Origin of the sequence: Pseudoflavitalea sp. G-6-1-2, assembly GCF_012927185.1 — a bacterium.
Classification (GTDB): domain Bacteria; phylum Bacteroidota; class Bacteroidia; order Chitinophagales; family Chitinophagaceae; genus Pseudobacter.
This window is the reverse complement of record NZ_JABBGB010000001.1, coordinates 978,760-995,604: the sequence shown is the minus strand read 5'-3', so window position 1 is coordinate 995,604 and position 16,845 is coordinate 978,760. Positions and strand designations below refer to the sequence as shown.

The window sequence follows — 16,845 nt, the reverse complement described above, 5'->3', positions numbered from 1 at the left end:
TCAGTTGGCCTGAGCCGGAGCATCTTCGAGTCTGAAGAGATCGAGTTTCTTTCCTTCGAGTTTTGCTTCCCATTTTTTTACAACAGGAGCTTCGAGGCTCCATTCCCTGTATTCATCAGGACTCATAATGGGTACTCCGTGAATGATGGGATAGTAACGTTTGCAGTGCTCGCAGGTGAGCAATCCTTCTACGATATGGTGGTTAGTATCTGTTGCGAATATTTTCAGACTAAGGTCTTTTTTATCGAATGGGCAACAGAGTTGCTGCAGAAAATCAGGGTGCATTTTTATGTTCTTTTTGTTGAAGTATCTGATTGAATTGTGCGGTTACTTTTGCGGGGTCGTCGGCTTTCATGATGCTGTTGATCACGGCGATGCCATCGAGACCCGTATGCAATATGTCGGGAAGATTGCTGGCGGTGATGCCGCCTGCGGCGAAGACCGGCATATTGGTGATGGCGCGGGCAGCCGCGATGGTAGCGGGTTGTACCCACTCGCAGCTGTTGGCGGATGATGATGGGAAAACGGAGCAGAAAGAAATGTAATCCATCTGATAATCGATGGCATACTGAACCGTGTTCAGATCATTGCCACAGGTTACTCCGCTGATGAAGTCTCTGTCGATGGCTGCGCGGATCAGTGCCAGGTTCTCAGTAGGCCGGTCGAAGTGAACACCATCGGCATCGGTTTCGGTAAGCAGTGAGTAATTCTCATTCACCAGTACTGGTGTGTTGTAGCCGGCAGTGAGTTGAGTGATCTGCTGAATCAGTTCTGCTTTTGCAGTGATCTCCTTCCAGTTATTCCACACCTGAATGGCGGCGAGTCCGCTATCGAGCGCTGCACGGATCTTATCCAAAGCAGCGGCGTTGAGCGCTGACGGATCTACCACGAGATAAACGCCTCCCTTGATTTCTTTTTTGGTGGTACTCATTTCCATCCATTTTTAAATGATTGAAAGAATGCATTCCAGTATGGGTCGGGGCCGGGACGATTGAGTTGCTGCAATTCATTTTCCGATTCGAGCAGGATGCTTTCGCCTCTGCCCGTGAATCGCCCTACGGTAGTGGCCTTGATGCCAAGCTGCTGCAGTTCGCTGAGAACAAGGGCTTCGCTCTGCGGTTTAACGGCCATGATCATGGAGCCGGCGCCGACGCAGCATAGCGGATCGATTTCAAAGAAACTGCAGACGAGCTTTTGCGCTTCTCCAACAGGCAGTGCGGCCTGTTGAATATAGGCTCCGCATCCGGCAGCGCTGGCCATTTCGTAAATGGCTCCGAGTATACCCCCTTCGGTAACATCGTGCATGGCAGTGACGACTGGCAGTGAATGTTTATTCAGCGATGCAGCGCATAAGCCTTCCCGTAAGGAGCTGGTTTGCCAGAACAGTTCCGAGGCGGTCTGCCAAACATCCTGCCCACAGTGTTTTTTTACGGTTTCAGGAAAGCTGAGCGCAAGCACCGATGCGGCGATCTGCGCCGCTTCTTTGGTAACGATTATCAGGTCTCCGGGTTCGGCGTATTTGCTGAGCAGGAAATTTTCCGAAGGACCGGTACACACCATAGTGCCGCCTCCGGCGATAGTGGAATTGAGTCCGGCGGCTTTGCCGGTATGTCCACCCGAAATGGCAACGCCGATTGCTTTGCAATATCGGTGGATATGCATCCAGTACTGCTCAAAATCAGCGGCAGTGCAGGTTTCCGGAAGATTGAGCACCAGCTGAACAAACTGCGGCGCCTGCGATGTAGTGGCCATATCGTTTGCCATCAGATGTACCGAAAGCCATGCTGACTCCTGCAATCCGAGTGAGGGTATCCAGGAGAGAGGGTCGCTGGTGAGAGCCATCGACAGTCCTCCGGGAAGTGAGATCAGCGATACATCCACCCCATATTCAGGACCAGCCAGCAGCTGCTTGTTGTCTGCACCTGCATATGGATAGATCAATTGATTGAAGAGATCCATGTGCAGCTTTCCACTATCTGCAAAATTCGACATAGAGCATTATTTGAATTGAACAAACAGTGCGAAGAAATCGCCATAAGGAGCGCCCCATTGCTGCACAGGAAACCATTTTGGAAGTCCGGTGCAGGTCCATTCGATGGAATAATTCTCTCCTTCGAGCGCTTTGTTGATGATGCTGATGAGGCTCGAAGGCGTATAGAAATTGGCCGTAACATAGAATGGATTTTTTCCGAAAGCCTGTTGTACGCGCCTGCGGATAAATTTGGGGGAGTTGCGGTTCATCATTCCGAATACGATGCCGTGCTTAGCCACTCTTCTTGCTTCGCGGATCACCTGAATGGGATCGCGATAATATTCAAAGGTGGTGATGAATGCGAGAGCATCGAAAGTTTTGTCTTTGAAAGGCATGTAGTGCGCATCGGCGAGGGCGAGGTTTCCGTCGAAGAGATGCCTGCCTTGTCCCAGCATGAAAGGCGAGAGGTCTGCTCCGGTTGCGTGAATGCCGATCTGGTGCCACCAGCGCGTGAAGCGGGTAGTGCCGCATCCGAATTCGAGCAGGGTTTTGATGCGCGTATCTTTTTTAAGAAGGCCGCCAATGGTTTTTTTCTGCCATACTTCGGCCCTTTTGTAACGGCCTTCGTACCATTGTTCGTAGCTGTCTGTATGTTCTCTGTTGAAGAACCATTCGGGGCGTTGCTGCCAGGTTCTGATCCCCTGGGTAAGTTGTTGCAGTTCCATATACAATTGGTTTTATACTGCACGGGGAATGGATGGGATCGAACCGGAATGGGCATAAAAAAAGCCACATTTCCTGTTCGAAGAAATGTGGCTTATGCTGAATACAAATGTTATATCAGTTATCACCTTGCATTCCCTCCGCTGGTTTTAACCAGATCAGGTTCCCGGGTATCATCTCAGCTAAAGTGAATTAGCACCCCGATGCAATAATTATATAACCAAATGTATCACTGTTTTGCGGAATTGGGGCAAAAATTTCAATGCCCTCAGATTCATTGCTGTTTTTGTTGTCTGAACCTTTCTTCCATTTGTTCTTTCAGTTTTTTGCTGCGATCAGGTTTTGCATTTTCGCGTTGAATAGCAACTTGCTGAAGCCGGTCTCTTTCTTCTTCGGAAGAAACCGTTTTTATTGCTCTTGTCTGCATTGGTTGAACCTGCATTGCAGCGGGAGATCTGAAAGAGCCGTTTTGTTTTGCAACAGTACTGTTTGAAGGAAGAGAACCCCGTGTGGAATTATTGTTCTGTTCAGCCAGTCTCTGTTGCAGTATCGCGGCTTTTTGCTGACTTGATTGCGTGGCCCCTCTGCGAAAAGAGGCTTTCGAATTGTTGTGCCTTGCAAAAGCAGGAGTCTGTTTTTTTGCGATGGCAGTTTTCACTTCCTGCATAAAAGTTCTGCGTTTCATGGCATCGCCCATGGTCTCCTGAGCCACTGCCATATTGGTAATGGAAGTGCAGAGAATCAGCAGAAATCCTAGAATATATGAGCTTCTCATTTTGCTTTCATTAAGGTGATTACTTAACGCTTACCAGCACATTGATCTTACCTGTTCCGGCAGCATTATAATCCTGCAGTGCTTTTCCGAGAACCTGACCAACTTTCACTTTGTTGAGGTCGGCCTTCATGGCAACACCCGGGATTGATGAAGTAACCAGCAGATCACCACGTTTGATAGCGCCACCTTCGAGGCAAACCTTGGTTGGGATCACACCGATCACACCCATGGGAACCATAGTTTTTGTTTCACCTGAAATCTGGTTCTTTTCAGCCAGCATCAGACCTGGTTTGGTAGCATATACACCAGCAACCAGGGTAGAGTATGGAGTGGAAGATTTGGTAACCATTCTGTCGGAGCTGCCTGAAATTTCGAGTACATCGCCTGCTTCATAAGAGGCGTGTGCACCTTCCACATCAAACATTTCGGCAACGTCGGCACCTGAAGTCTGAACTCCACCGTTGAAGAAAGCCTGACCGGTATGATCAATTCTTCCTACAGTAGTTGTACCAGCTTTGAAGATGGCGAGATTACCACTTGAACCGTCAACCAGTTCAGCCTGAAGGGCAGTACCATCAGTAGCGCCTTCGTCATTTGCCTGCGCGAGAACGCCAACACCAAACTGAGTTTTGTTTACGCCTTTTACACCTGCATATACATCGTAGTTGACACCTAATATACCTGCAGAAACGGCGCTGGTTGTTTGAGCTGAGATAGCTTCACCACCGGCATAGTTGATGGCAAAAACAGCCTGAGCATTAGGATCGGCGGCAAGAGCAATTACACCAATACCGTGTGCGCTGGCAGCAGAGACAGCAGCACCTGAACCTTGAGTAAGCGCCACCACTACATCAGCATTGGAAGTACTGTTTTTTACTTCAAAATAACCTGCATAGTTGTTATTGGATTGAGCATGGATACCCCATCCTTCGTTGGCTACAGCCCACATTGCCCTACCATTATTCAGTGCTTTGGCGGCAATAGCTGCACCAAAAGTACCTTGTCCTTCATGCACTCCCAAAATGCCATAGCCATCTTCAGTACTTGTTTTGGTAACGCCTTTCAAAGCCGCAGACTCTGCACCGGGACCATCTGCCTCGAGTACTCCGACGATAGCTGCAACGCCGGGAGCAAGGGAAGTGTTGATGCCCTGAATAGTATTGCCAATATTGGTATTGGTGATTGAAAGCGCCGGAGTAAGCTCTACATCAACAGTTCTTACATATGGTAATGTAAACCCTGGTGAAGGAGCAGGAGCCCAGCTGGTTCCATCGAATGTAAGCACTTCACCTGCTGCAGGAGCAGTAGCGCTGAGTGATACGCCTTTCAGTTTTGCAACAGAAGGAGCAGGATAGTTTCCATCGAGATCACCGGTAGCAACACCGCCGGGAGGAATGCTCAATCCGGAAGCGAGCTTATCGGCAGTGATGGCGCCATCTGCAATTTTTACTGTGGTTACAGAAGCATCAACAATTTTATCAGTGCTAACAGCATTTGCTGCGAGTTTAGCTGAAGTAACGGCATCGGCAGCAAGCTTAGTGGTAACAACAGAACCGTCGGCGATTTTCGCGGAGGTTACTGCGTTAGCTGCGATGGCCGGGTTTGGATATGTTCCGGAGAGATCGCCAGCTGCTGCACCGCCAGGAGGAATAGTGATTCCGGCAGCGAGTTTCGCAGCCGTGATTGATCCGTCGGCAATTTTAGCGGTGGTTACCGCGTCAGCAGCAAGTTTAGTGGTTCCAACAGAGCCGTCAGCGAGTTTCGCAGAGGTTACTGCGTTAGCTGCGATAGCTGGGTTCGGATATGTTCCGGACAGATCGCCAGCTGCAGCACCGCCGGGAGGAATGGTGATTCCGGCAGCGAGTTTTGCAGCCGTAATTGATCCGTCGGCAATTTTTGCTGTAGTTACCGCATCATTGGCAAGTTTAGCAGTTGTTACTGCGTTGCCAGCGATGGTTGGGTTGGGATATGTTCCGGACAGATCACCGGTTGCAGTACCGCCAGGAGGAATGGTGATTCCGGCAGCGAGTTTCGCAGAGGTAATTGATCCGTCGGCAATCTTAGCGGTGGTTACCGCGTCGGCTGCAATCTTAGTTGTTCCAACAGAACCATCGGCGAGTTTTGCGGAGGTTACAGCGTTCGCTGCGATGGTTGGGTTCGGATATGTTCCGCTCAGATCGCCAGCTGCAGCACCGCCGGGAGGAATACTCAGTCCCGGAGCGAGCTTCGCAGAAGTTACTGATCCGTCAGCAAGTTTTGCTGTCGCAACAGAACCATCAGCAATCTTTGCTGTAGTCACCGCATCAGCAGCAAGTTTAGTGGTTCCAACAGAGCCATCGGCGATTTTCGCTGAGGTAACAGCGTTAGCTGCAATGGTTGGGTTCGGATATGTTCCACTCAGATCGCCAGCTGCAGCACCGCCGGGAGGAATACTCAAACCCGGAGCGAGTTTCGCAGAAGTTACTGCGCCATCAGCAAGTTTAGGAGATGTGATAGAACCATCAGCAACCTTTGCAGTAGTTACCGCATTTGCAGCGATGGTTGGGTTTGGATATGTTCCGCTCAGATCGCCAGCTGCTGCACCGCCAGGAGGAATCGAAATTCCGGCAGCGAGTTTCGCAGCCGTAATTGATCCATCGGCAATCTTAGCTGTGGTTACCGCATCATTGGCAAGTTTAGCAGTTGTTACTGCGCTGCCAGCGATGGTTGGGTTCGGATATGTTCCGCTCAGATCGCCAGCTGCTGCACCACCAGGAGGAATGCTCAGTCCCGGAGCGAGCTTCGCAGAAGTTACTGATCCATCAGCAAGTTTTGCTGTCGCAACAGAACCATCGGCAATCTTAGCCGAAGTAACTGCGTCGTTTGCAAGTTTGGTTGTACCAATTGCACCATCAACAACCTTTGTAGTGGTTACTGAGTTATCAGCGAGTTTCGCTGTAGTAACTGCGTTAGCAGCAATGTTTGGATTTGGATATGTTCCAGTCAGATCGCCAGCTGCTGCACCGCCAGGAGGAATCGATATTCCGGCAGCGAGTTTTGCAGAGGTAATTGATCCGTCAGCAATCTTGGCTGTAGTTACCGCGTCGGCTGCGAGCTTGGTAGTGCCCACTGATCCGTCAGCGATTTTCGCTGAGGTAACAGCGTTAGCAGCAATGGTTGGGTTCGGATATGTTCCAGACAGATCGCCAGCTGCGGCACCGCCAGGAGGAATGCTCAGTCCCGGAGCCAGTTTAGCAGAAGTTACTGATCCGTCGGCAAGTTTTGCTGTCGCAACAGAACCATCAGCAATCTTTGCTGTAGTCACAGCATTGGCAGCAATGGTTGGGTTGGGATATGTTCCACTCAGGTCGCCAGCTGCTGCACCACCAGGAGGAATACTCAGACCCGGAGCAAGCTTTGCAGCTGTTACTGCGCCATCAGCAATTTTTGTTGTGGCTACTGATCCGTCAGCAATCTTAGCTGTAGTTACGGCGTCAGCAGCAAGCTTAGTAGTTCCAACAGAACCATCGGCGAGCTTCGCTGAGGTAACAGCGTTAGCAGCGATGGTTGGGTTCGGATATGTTCCACTCAGATCACCAGCTGCTGCACCACCGGGAGGAATGCTCAATCCCGGAGCAAGCTTCGCAGAAGTTACTGATCCATCAGCAAGTTTAGGAGATGTGATAGAACCATCAGCAACTTTTGCAGTAGTTACTGCATTTGCAGCAATGGTTGGGTTTGGATATGTTCCGCTCAGATCGCCAGCTGCTGCACCGCCGGGAGGAATCGAAATTCCGGCAGCGAGTTTCGCAGAAGTTACTGATCCGTCGGCAATCTTAGCAGTAGTTACCGCGTCCGATGCAAGTTTGGTTGTGCCGATTGCGCCATCTACCACTTTTGTTCCGGTCACGGAATTATCAGCGAGTTTCGCTGTGGTAACTGCGTTAGCTGCAATGTTTGGATTTGGATATGTTCCAGTAAGATCACCAGATGCTGCGCCACCGGGAGGAAGGCTCAATCCCGGAGCGAGTTTTGCAGATGTTACTGATCCGTCAGCAAGTTTTGCTGTCGCAACAGAACCATCAGCAAGTTTAGGAGATGTGATAGAACCATCGGCAACTTTTGCAGTAGTTACTGCATTGGCAGCGATAGCCGGGTTTGGATATGTTCCAGTCAGATCACCCGCTGCTGCACCACCGGGAGGAATGCTCAGACCCGGTGCGAGTTTAGCAGAAGTAACTGATCCGTCAGCAAGTTTTGCTGTCGCAACAGAACCATCAGCAATCTTTGCAGTAGTCACTGCATTGGCAGCGATGGTTGGGTTGGGATATGTTCCACTCAGATCGCCAGCTGCTGCACCGCCGGGAGGAATAGTGATTCCCGCTGCGAGTTTAGCAGAGGTAATTGATCCGTCAGCAATTTTAGCGGTGGTTACCGCGTCGGCTGCGAGCTTGGTAGTGCCCACTGATCCGTCAGCGAGTTTCGCGGAGGTTACAGCGTTAGCTGCAATGGTTGGGTTGGGATATGTTCCACTCAGATCACCAGCTGCTGCGCCACCGGGAGGAATGCTCAATCCCGGAGCGAGTTTCGCAGAAGTTACTGATCCGTCGGCAAGTTTTGCTGTCGCAACAGAACCATCAGCGAGTTTAGGAGATGTGATTGAACCATCGGCAACTTTTGCAGTAGTTACTGCATTGGCAGCGATGGTTGGGTTTGGATATGTTCCGCTCAGATCGCCAGCCGCTGCACCGCCGGGAGGAATCGAAATTCCAGCAGCGAGTTTTGCAGAAGTTACTGATCCGTCGGCAATCTTAGCAGTAGTTACCGCGTCCGCTGCAAGTTTGGTTGTGCCGATTGCGCCATCTACCACTTTTGTTCCGGTCACGGAATTATCAGCGAGTTTCGCTGTTGTCACTGCATTGGCAGCGATGGTTGGGTTCGGATATGTTCCAGTCAGATCGCCAGCTGCTGCGCCACCAGGAGGAATGCTCAATCCCGGAGCGAGCTTCGCAGAAGTTACCGCACCGTCAGCAATTTTTGCCGTCGCAACAGAACCATCAGCGAGTTTAGGAGATGTGATAGATCCATCTGCAACTTTTGCAGTGGTCACTGCATTGGCAGCGATGGCTGGGTTCGGATATGTGCCAGTAAGATCGCCAGCTGCTGCGCCACCAGGAGGAATCGAAATTCCAGCAGCGAGTTTTGCAGAAGTTACTGATCCGTCGGCAATCTTAACTGTAGTTACCGCGTCTGTTGCAAGTTTGGTATTGCTGATTGCACCATCTGCTACTTTCACTCCAATCACTGCATTGTCTGCAATTTTCGTTGTGGTAACTGCTCCAACTTTAATTGTTGGGTTGGGATATGTTCCGGCAAGATCTCCTGCTGCTGCACCACCGGGAGGAAGGCTCAGCCCCGGAGCGAGTTTTGCAGAGGTTACTGCACCATCTGCAATTTTTGATGTGGCTACAGATCCGTCAGCGATCTTAGCAGTAGTTACCGCGTCGGCTGCAAGTTTGGTTGTACCAATTGCACCATCAACAACCTTTGTAGTGGTTACTGAATTATCAGCGAGTTTCGCTGTGGTAACTGCGTTAGCAGCGATGCTTGGGTTTGGATATGTTCCAGTCAGATCACCAGCTGCTGCGCCACCAGGAGGAATGCTCAGTCCTGGAGCAAGCTTCGCAGAAGTTACTGCGCCATCAGCAATTTTTGCTGTAGCTATAGATCCGTCTGCGAGTTTAGGAGATGTGATAGAGCCATCAGCAACTTTTGCAGTAGTTACTGCATTGGCGGCGATGGTTGGGTTTGGATATGTTCCAGTCAGATCGCCAGCTGCTGCACCACCAGGAGGAATACTGATTCCGGCTGCGAGTTTAGCAGAAGTAACTGATCCGTCAGCAATCTTCACTGTAGTTACCGCGTCTGTTGCAAGTTTGGTGTTGCTGATTGCACCATCTGCTACTTTCACTCCAATCACTGCATTGTCTGCAATTTTTGTTGTGGTTACGGCTCCTACTTTAATGGTTGGGTTTGGATATGTTCCGGCAAGATCTCCTGCTGCTGCTCCGCTGGGAGGAAGGCTCAGTCCCGGTGCGAGTTTTGCAGAGGTTACTGATCCATCTGCAAGTTTGGCGGTACCTACAGCTCCATCAGCGATTTTTCCTGATGTTACTGCGTTGGCAGCAATAGTGGGGTTGGGATATGTTCCTGTAAGATCACCAGCTGCTGCACCGCCGGGAGGAAGGCTCAGTCCCGGTGCGAGTTTCGCAGAGGTTACCGATCCATCGGCAAGTTTGGCGGTAACTATAGACCCATCAGCAATTTTTGTTGTAGTAACTGCATTGGCTGCCAGCTTTGCACTGGTAACATTGGCATCAGCAATCTTAACAGTGGTTACTGCATTGTCTGCGAGTTTCACTGTAAGTACCGATCCGTCTCCGAGTTTGGCTGCTATTACCGATCCATCGGAAAGCTTCACTGTTCCGATAGCGCCGTCTGCAACCTTGGCTGTTGTGATGGCTCCGTCGGCAACTTTGGTGGTTGTTACGGCGTCATCAGCAATCTTCCCATTGGTTACTGCATTGGCTTTGATAGTGGGGTTGGGATAGGTGCCGGAAAGATCGCCGCCTGCTGTACCGCCAATCGGCAATACTACAGAAGGATCGAGTTTGGCTTGTGTAATAGCACCATCAGCAACTTTCGCTGTGGTGATACTGTTATTAACAACTTTATTAGTAGTTATTGAACCATCGGCAATTTTTGTGTTATCTACTGCATTATTCGCGAGCTTGCTTGTACCTACTGCACCGTCGGCAAGTTTAGGATTGGTAACCGCTCCGTCTGCGATCTTCGCTGTTGTTACTGCGTTGGAAGCGATCACCGGGTTTGGATAAGTTCCTCCCAGATCTCCACCGGCTGCTCCAATCGGAGGAAGTCCGGCCCCAACGGCCAACTTGGCCAATGTAACTGATCCGTCAGCAATTTTATCGGTAGTGATCACTCCATTTGCAAGCTTTACAGTGGTTACTGCATTGTCTGCAAGATGAATGGTTCCGATCACTCCATTTGCAACGGATGGATTAGGGTACGTTCCTGCAAGCATTCCGCCGGCAGCTCCCGAAGGGATAGATGCACCTGAGCTCAATGCATATGGAACACTCAGCAACTGAGACGCTCCCATATCACGCAGGTTATTTCCTCCGGATGGATCCATCTCCACCTGAAGGAATTTAGCACCGCCGACTGCCCAGTTCACATCGAGCAATGCACCTGTTACGTTGCTTGCTCCGGGACCGCCGACTGCTGTTGAAAACATACCGAGGTAGTTCGTTTTTACGAGCCTCGTTTCCTGGTAAACCACCGTTCCGGTTGCACTTCCTTCACGAATGGTCAAACGCAGCTTAATGTTCTGGTTAGGGAGTGCAATCCCCAACGCATTCCGGGCAACGCCCTGGTAGTTCATCTGGCCTGGCGCCTGCCCAATCGTCTTTGCCGATAGCCACACGGAAAAGAAAAGCAGGAATGTTTTCTTCATAAAAATTGGATTTAGGGGAAATATTTCTGTTATCTGCCTACCTTAATGATCTTGAACGATCCTTTTCTCATCGCGCCTCCATCATTCGGAGTTAACTCAACCTTGAACATATACATGCCGTTCGGCTGATTTGTAAGGTCTATACGCTCAACCCATCCATAACCATACGACTGATTCTCGCGCGTATACAGCAGCTTACCTAATCTGTCGTACAGATAGATTCTTACTTTGCCTTGCTGTTTCGCGAGAATGTTCACTTCTGCTATGCCGTAAGTAGGATTGGGAAGTATGCGCACCTCATCTTCACTGAAATGATTATCTGGCCGCGGATCGAACAACCCAAACAGGTAGGGCTGTAGAAAGCCGTTTGTAATATAGAAGTTGGAAAACTGATCTTTCATTGTATTCACCAGCGTGGCCTCTCCTACACTGAAGTCGAGCGAGTAATAGCCATTCTTGAATGTTCCGCCGGTTACATTGATCACATCGGGGGTGATCATGGGTAATGGCTGCTGTGCAGAGGCCGTTGCAGCTGCAACAGCCATCATTGCTGTAAGCGCCAGTGGTTTCATACGAATTGGGTTTGGGTAAAATACAAGTCACCTTGACTAATATCAAGATGTAATTATAGTCATATAAAATCTCCGTTCAAATAGGAGTTATACGAGATCAACTTGTAATTCAACGATAAGGGACAACCGTTAAGTATTTGAATCACAAATATATTTTCGCATTCATGATTCTTATCAATGTGATAGCAGAAATTACTGTCGCAGCTATGGGAATATTACTAAATAAAAAATCCTGTTATTTCAACAGGATTGATTTTCAGGTTGGCTGTCTATATTATTAATTAACGATTGATAATTCTGATGCCCGGTCCGCTCTCTGCACCTCCTCCCGTTTTATTGAGGCTATACGTGAACGTCAGCATAAAATACCTTTTCAATACCGTAGATCTCACGTCTTCAATGTAATTGCGACTCGCATTTCTGGAGATATCTACGTTTTTGTTCAACAGATCGAAAGCCGATAATTTCAGTTCGCCTCGGTCGTTTTTCAGAAAATGCTTACTTACCGATGCGTTCCAGAGAGGTACACGAAGATTGAACCCGTCTGCCAACCGGTTATTCACCACATAACTGAACTCGCTCGACAAATAGAATTTCTTCGGCAGCTCCCAGTTCGCCTCCGTTCCGTATTCCTGACTGAAATATTTGTTGTTCAATTCCGGACGAAGCGCATACCGTACATTATTGAAATTGATGCCCGCACTGAACTGCATATCGAATTTATCGGTGAAGGAGAGATCGAGTTTAACATCCGGCCCCATTGCAAAACTTCTTACCCTGTTCTCTTTCCTGTTGAGAAATTGCTTGTTGTTGTTGAAAGTAAAATTGCTTCCTACTCTTATGGCACCTTTGAAGAAGTTCAACGGCAGTGAAGTATTCAAAGCGCCTGCTATCGAATACACGCCGTCTGTATTCACGGGCTTTGTACTTCTGATACCTCCTTCGAGCAAAGTATCGCTGTCTACAATCTTGTTGTTGGAATACCAGGCTGAAATATAGAAGAACAACGATCTTGCCTTGTATGGATTGATGGCCATCACATTCAACGATACGGAATGCTTCAGCTCCTGCTTCAGATCGGGATTACCTTCACGGATGTTCAGCGGATCGCTGTTATCCGGTACCGGCTGCAACTGCGAAGCTGTTGGCTGTACCGTAGTTGTACGATAGTTGAAATTCAAACTGTGCATCTGTTTGAAATTGTACTTGAAGCTGGCATTAGGCAGAAAATTGTAGAAAGATTTTTGCAGCAAGGAGTCTTTTACTCCGGCGATGATCTTTCCGCTCAGTCTTGCCTGCTGCCATGAAGTTCCTATCGAGTACTCATATTTCTTTCCCTTCGACCGGAATTTCACTCCGGCGTCTGTGCTTCCGTAACTGGTAGAGTAGTCGTTGGTATAATCTTTATTGATCACTTCCTGGTTCAGCTTACTGTCGATATCCCAGGTAGTTCTGCTGGAGCTTGACCGGCTGTATCCGTTACTTACCGTGAATTCGAGCAGCGATCTTCTGAAGAGCGGTTCCGTGTATACTGCTCTTGCCTGATATCCTTTTACATCTGCAGAAGATTCGTTGCGCTGATTCATGGAATCTTTGCGCAGGAAACTTCCCGCAGGTTTATAAAAACTATTGATAGATTGAAGGGTTCCGTCCCCATTGCTTCCATTGAAGTTTGTTTGAAGATTCAGGCTGAATGTTCTTCCTGCCCTGCGGAATTTTTTTCTGAAAAGGATATCGTTCTGAAATGTATATCCTTTGGTATGATCGAAATTTCGATTCGATCCTTCATTGATCAGGCTTCCGTCTTTAGTGAGTGTTTCGAAATCGCGGGAGGCGGTGTTTCTCGTATCCTGTGTGCTCAGTTGTGGCGCTATGCGGATGGAATGAAACGAATCGAGTTTGATATCCGCCACCATATTGAGCTTATGGCTTTTGTTGAGATTGTCTGTTACGGAGTTTTGCTTGTACAGCCATGTGCTGTCGTTCAGAAAATTGGTTCGGTTCGATTCTGTACGTGTAACTGGATTGTAATTGTTGAAGAAGTAATTGGCTGAGAAATCTGTGCTCTTGCCGATCAGATCATTGTAGTTCAATCCAGTTCCCCAGATGGTGCGGATATTGCCGCTGTTGCCACCGCCTCCGCTTCCTCCGGACCCGCCGGATTCAACTACAACAACTGCACCGCCTCCCGATGAAGAAACAGTGCGCATGCCGGTTGCTCCCATGATATCACTGAAAGAAAATCCATCGGCATTGATATTGTTGGCCATTCCGAGTATGCTTAATCTTCTGGCACCCTGGAATGAGTTGAGATTGAATCTTCCCTGATAACGATCATCAGTACCGCTACCGGCGGTTACTTTACCGAACATGCCTTTGGTCTTATCTTTTTTCAGTTTCAGGTTGATGGTTTTCTGGCTGTTGCCATCATCAAATCCAGTGAGCTCGGCCTGTTCGCTTTTCTTATCGTACACCTGTACTTTATCGACGGCATCTGCAGAGAGATTGCGGGTTGCCAGTTTAGGATCGTTGCCGAAGAATTCTTTTCCATCAACCAATACCTTCTTCACTTTTTCTCCCTGCGCTGTGATGGAGCCATCTTTCTCTACTTTAACACCAGGCATTTTTTTCAGCAGTTGTTCCACATTCGCATTGGGCGCTACTTTAAAAGATCCTGCATTGTACTGCACAGTATCTCCCAATAGTGTTACCGGCGGGGCTTCTGCAGTTACCACTACTGCTTCGAGGGTTTGCGACAGATCAGAAAGATAGAGCTGTCCTAATTCTTTCTGATGCGTTGAATCGTCGATAACAAACTGTTCGCTTCTGTTGTGGTAATTAACGTGCGTGATCAGCAGCCTGTATTTGCCGTTGGCAATTTTGTCTATCATAAATCTTCCCTGATCATCCGTCATGGTGAAACTGATGAGCGACGAATCTTTCTGCTGCAACAATGTTATGGTAGCAGAAGCTATCGGATGTTTTGCAACAGAATCGTAGAGTATTCCTTTTACAGAGCCATTCTTCTGAGCAAACAGTATTGAAGGAATTGCGATAAACGAGATCAGATAAACCAATTTTTTCATACCAGGTGTTTCGGAGTTAATGAACACTACGAAAGTATTCCTAGTGAATTCCAAAACAGGTTAACCAGTCTTGCTTTAATGTTAATGAAGGTTAATATTTAGTGTGCATCCATCGATGTTGTGAGTGAAGGGTGTTTTTTCAACGCGCATACGTTGATGTTTCTGCGCAGAAAACATTTCGACGAACTCCCCTTTTTCATATACCAATTGCTGTTACCAAACTATTAAATGTATAATCCTAGCATTCATTTTGTGAATCTGTTTGATCAAGACTATTTAAAAACTACAAATCAATTACACCATGAAAAGTACAGTGCCTGTGTTCATCAGTGCAGCTATTCTACTGGTTGCGTGCAGCAAGAGTAAAGACAATAACCCGGATCCTTCAAAAGATCCTCCGCCCATTACCGAAGGAACAAGACTCGATCAATTTGAGAACTCCAATTTCATCTACAAGTTCACGTATAACGATCAGCAACAACTCACCGGCGTTGCCCAGACCTTCAAGAGTAATCCAACCCTTACATTGCCGGAGCTTTCTGCAACCATTGCCTGGTCTAATGGAAAACCCGTTACAGCAGAAATTACCAAAAAGGAAAAGAATGCGGCCCCTTATCGTTTTGTAGCATCAAAGTTCAATTACAGTGGCGACCGTTTAGCCTATACTTCGCATATAGCTTACAAAGAAAATGGTAGCGAAATAGGGAAGGATACGATTTACTTCGAGTACAACAGTTCAGGACAACTGAGCGGCACCAGAAAAGTGATAGAGGGAGAAGTATTCCTCTTTAAATGGAACAACCTGCCCGATGGCAACATTATCCGCACCAGCACACTGGAGCCCGGTGATAATGAATTGGTGTCTCAGTCTTTTGAAGAACCCTACGACAAAAATACCAATCCTTTTTCTCTGAATGGAGTAGGCCGAACGTTGTTCCTCACCGACATCACTTCGATAGAAATGCCCGAACTGCTGTTAGCCAAAAACAACCTGAGCGGATATAAAGAAAGAGTGAAACGTCAGAAACTCAACACATCCGGACAAGTAACCCGCACACAGGAAACCAATACCGATATCCAATTCAGCCTGGTGTACAACAACCAGAATTTGCTGAATAACAGTAAGGCTGACTATGCCATAAAGAGTTTTCTTGATGGCAAGCAGATTGTGAATATCAGTGAAAAAGAAGACCGTATCTACACCCTTGGTGTGAAGAAATAAGATTTCGTGAAACCGGCAGGCCGGTTAATTGATTAATCGGCCTGTTTGGTTACTGTTAGAATTACATCCCAGTTCTCATTATGGATCATATTCAACTCTACCCGCAGGCTCTGTGCCAGTTGTGGTACAGGATGGAACTGAAACCGTATGGAAGCTGATTTATTTTCCTGATCCGGTGCAGCAAAAGTTCCTGTGATAATGAAAGGCTTTTCTCCTTTCACCCGGATGATGGTATTGTGTATCTGATCGAATAACTCCTGATATTTCTGCAGGGCCTGTTCATAGTTGTTGCTTACAAACAAGGAGCAGGTCCAGGTGCAGATCTTCTCCGGCGGATTCACCTGCGAAATAACGCAGTCCACGGATCCCGGTATCGAAATCTTCGATTTGTAATCTGTAAAGCCATTGTGCTCGCGGAGGCGCTCTCCGGTAATATTCCTGAAACGGTTGGGATAGTCTTCAATCACCTGCTGCAATGCAGCATTGGTTTGATTATTGAAAACGCCCTGTGCCGATGCCGTTAGGGTTGTTACCATAAAGAGCAACAGTATCTGTATACTTTTCATGGGCCTGGGATTTGCCGGTAAAATAGTAAATGATTACTGCAGCACAAATAGAAAAAATACGTTACACGTTTGTACAATAAAACCTACAATAGAGCGTTGTAATATTCTGTTCGCAAGTTTTTTTATCTCTAAACCAATATCAATGAAAAAGACCACAATGTACCATGACATTCATCGTACTAAGATCTACAGTGGCATTTACAGGCCCTCTTTCAATTTGTTAAGCTTCCTCAGAAGTATCTGCACAGTGTTGTTTATCGGCCAGTCGCCGATTACAACAGCTGGTTACGCCAAACGTAAGTAGCACCTGCGATAGTAACTCTACAACTATAAGCACTTACCTCTGAAACCACATTTGTATGTGCTGGTCCCGGCCCAAAAGGCCGGGACTTTTATTTTGGGGGAAAGATGAT

Annotated in this window: 11 protein-coding genes and 1 riboswitch; of the genes, 2 read left to right on the top strand and 9 right to left on the bottom strand. The window is 47.9% G+C overall.

Annotated features, from left to right (window positions below; genetic code table 11):
- The 8 genes from HHL16_RS04200 to HHL16_RS04165 all read right to left on the bottom strand — a co-directional run bounded on the left by HHL16_RS04200 (position 1) and on the right by HHL16_RS04165 (position 14,644).
- Positions 1-285, bottom strand: a complete 285-nt coding sequence (locus HHL16_RS04200) for a Trm112 family protein (RefSeq protein ID WP_169423884.1) — start codon at positions 283-285, stop codon at positions 1-3.
- Positions 275-931: a thiamine phosphate synthase gene (locus tag HHL16_RS04195; RefSeq protein ID WP_169423883.1), complete on the bottom strand. Its 657-nt coding sequence runs from the start codon at positions 929-931 to the stop codon at positions 275-277. The genes HHL16_RS04200 and HHL16_RS04195 overlap by 11 nt, the downstream gene beginning before the upstream one ends.
- A complete protein-coding gene (locus tag HHL16_RS04190) occupies positions 928-1,992 on the bottom strand; it encodes an AIR synthase-related protein (RefSeq protein ID WP_169423882.1) in 1,065 nt (354 codons plus the stop codon). The genes HHL16_RS04195 and HHL16_RS04190 overlap by 4 nt, the downstream gene beginning before the upstream one ends.
- Before the next feature lie 6 nt (positions 1,993-1,998).
- Positions 1,999-2,697, bottom strand: a complete 699-nt coding sequence (locus HHL16_RS04185) for a class I SAM-dependent methyltransferase (protein ID WP_169423881.1) — start codon at positions 2,695-2,697, stop codon at positions 1,999-2,001.
- Between the two features lie 116 nt (positions 2,698-2,813).
- A riboswitch (TPP riboswitch) is annotated at positions 2,814-2,908 on the bottom strand.
- Between the two features lie 61 nt (positions 2,909-2,969).
- Positions 2,970-3,470 (bottom strand): hypothetical protein, encoded by a 501-nt coding sequence (locus HHL16_RS04180; RefSeq protein WP_169423880.1) that lies wholly within the window; start codon positions 3,468-3,470, stop codon positions 2,970-2,972.
- Between the two features lie 19 nt (positions 3,471-3,489).
- Complete coding sequence (locus HHL16_RS04175) at positions 3,490-10,986, bottom strand: hypothetical protein (protein WP_169423879.1); 7,497 nt, start codon at positions 10,984-10,986, stop codon at positions 3,490-3,492.
- 29 nt (positions 10,987-11,015) lie between these two features.
- Positions 11,016-11,558 (bottom strand): T9SS type A sorting domain-containing protein, encoded by a 543-nt coding sequence (locus HHL16_RS04170; protein WP_169423878.1) that lies wholly within the window; start codon positions 11,556-11,558, stop codon positions 11,016-11,018.
- Positions 11,559-11,839: 281 nt separating this feature from the next.
- On the bottom strand, positions 11,840-14,644 hold the full coding sequence (locus HHL16_RS04165; RefSeq protein WP_169423877.1) for an outer membrane beta-barrel protein: 2,805 nt from the start codon (positions 14,642-14,644) through the stop codon (positions 11,840-11,842).
- 301 nt (positions 14,645-14,945) lie between these two features.
- On the opposite strand from HHL16_RS04165, the gene HHL16_RS04160 reads away from it, so the two are divergent.
- The gene (locus HHL16_RS04160; protein WP_169423876.1) at positions 14,946-15,866 is read left to right on the top strand and encodes a hypothetical protein; all 921 of its coding nucleotides are present in this window, start codon (positions 14,946-14,948) and stop codon (positions 15,864-15,866) included.
- Positions 15,867-15,898: 32 nt separating this feature from the next.
- Here HHL16_RS04160 and HHL16_RS04155 read toward each other — a convergent pair whose 3' ends face one another.
- Entirely contained in the window at positions 15,899-16,432 is a 534-nt protein-coding gene (locus HHL16_RS04155) for a hypothetical protein (protein WP_169423875.1), read from the bottom strand.
- 142 nt (positions 16,433-16,574) lie between these two features.
- Between HHL16_RS04155 and HHL16_RS04150 the strand changes: the two genes are divergently transcribed.
- A complete protein-coding gene (locus tag HHL16_RS04150; protein WP_169423874.1) occupies positions 16,575-16,736 on the top strand; it encodes a hypothetical protein in 162 nt (53 codons plus the stop codon).
- Positions 16,737-16,845: the final 109 nt, after the last annotated feature.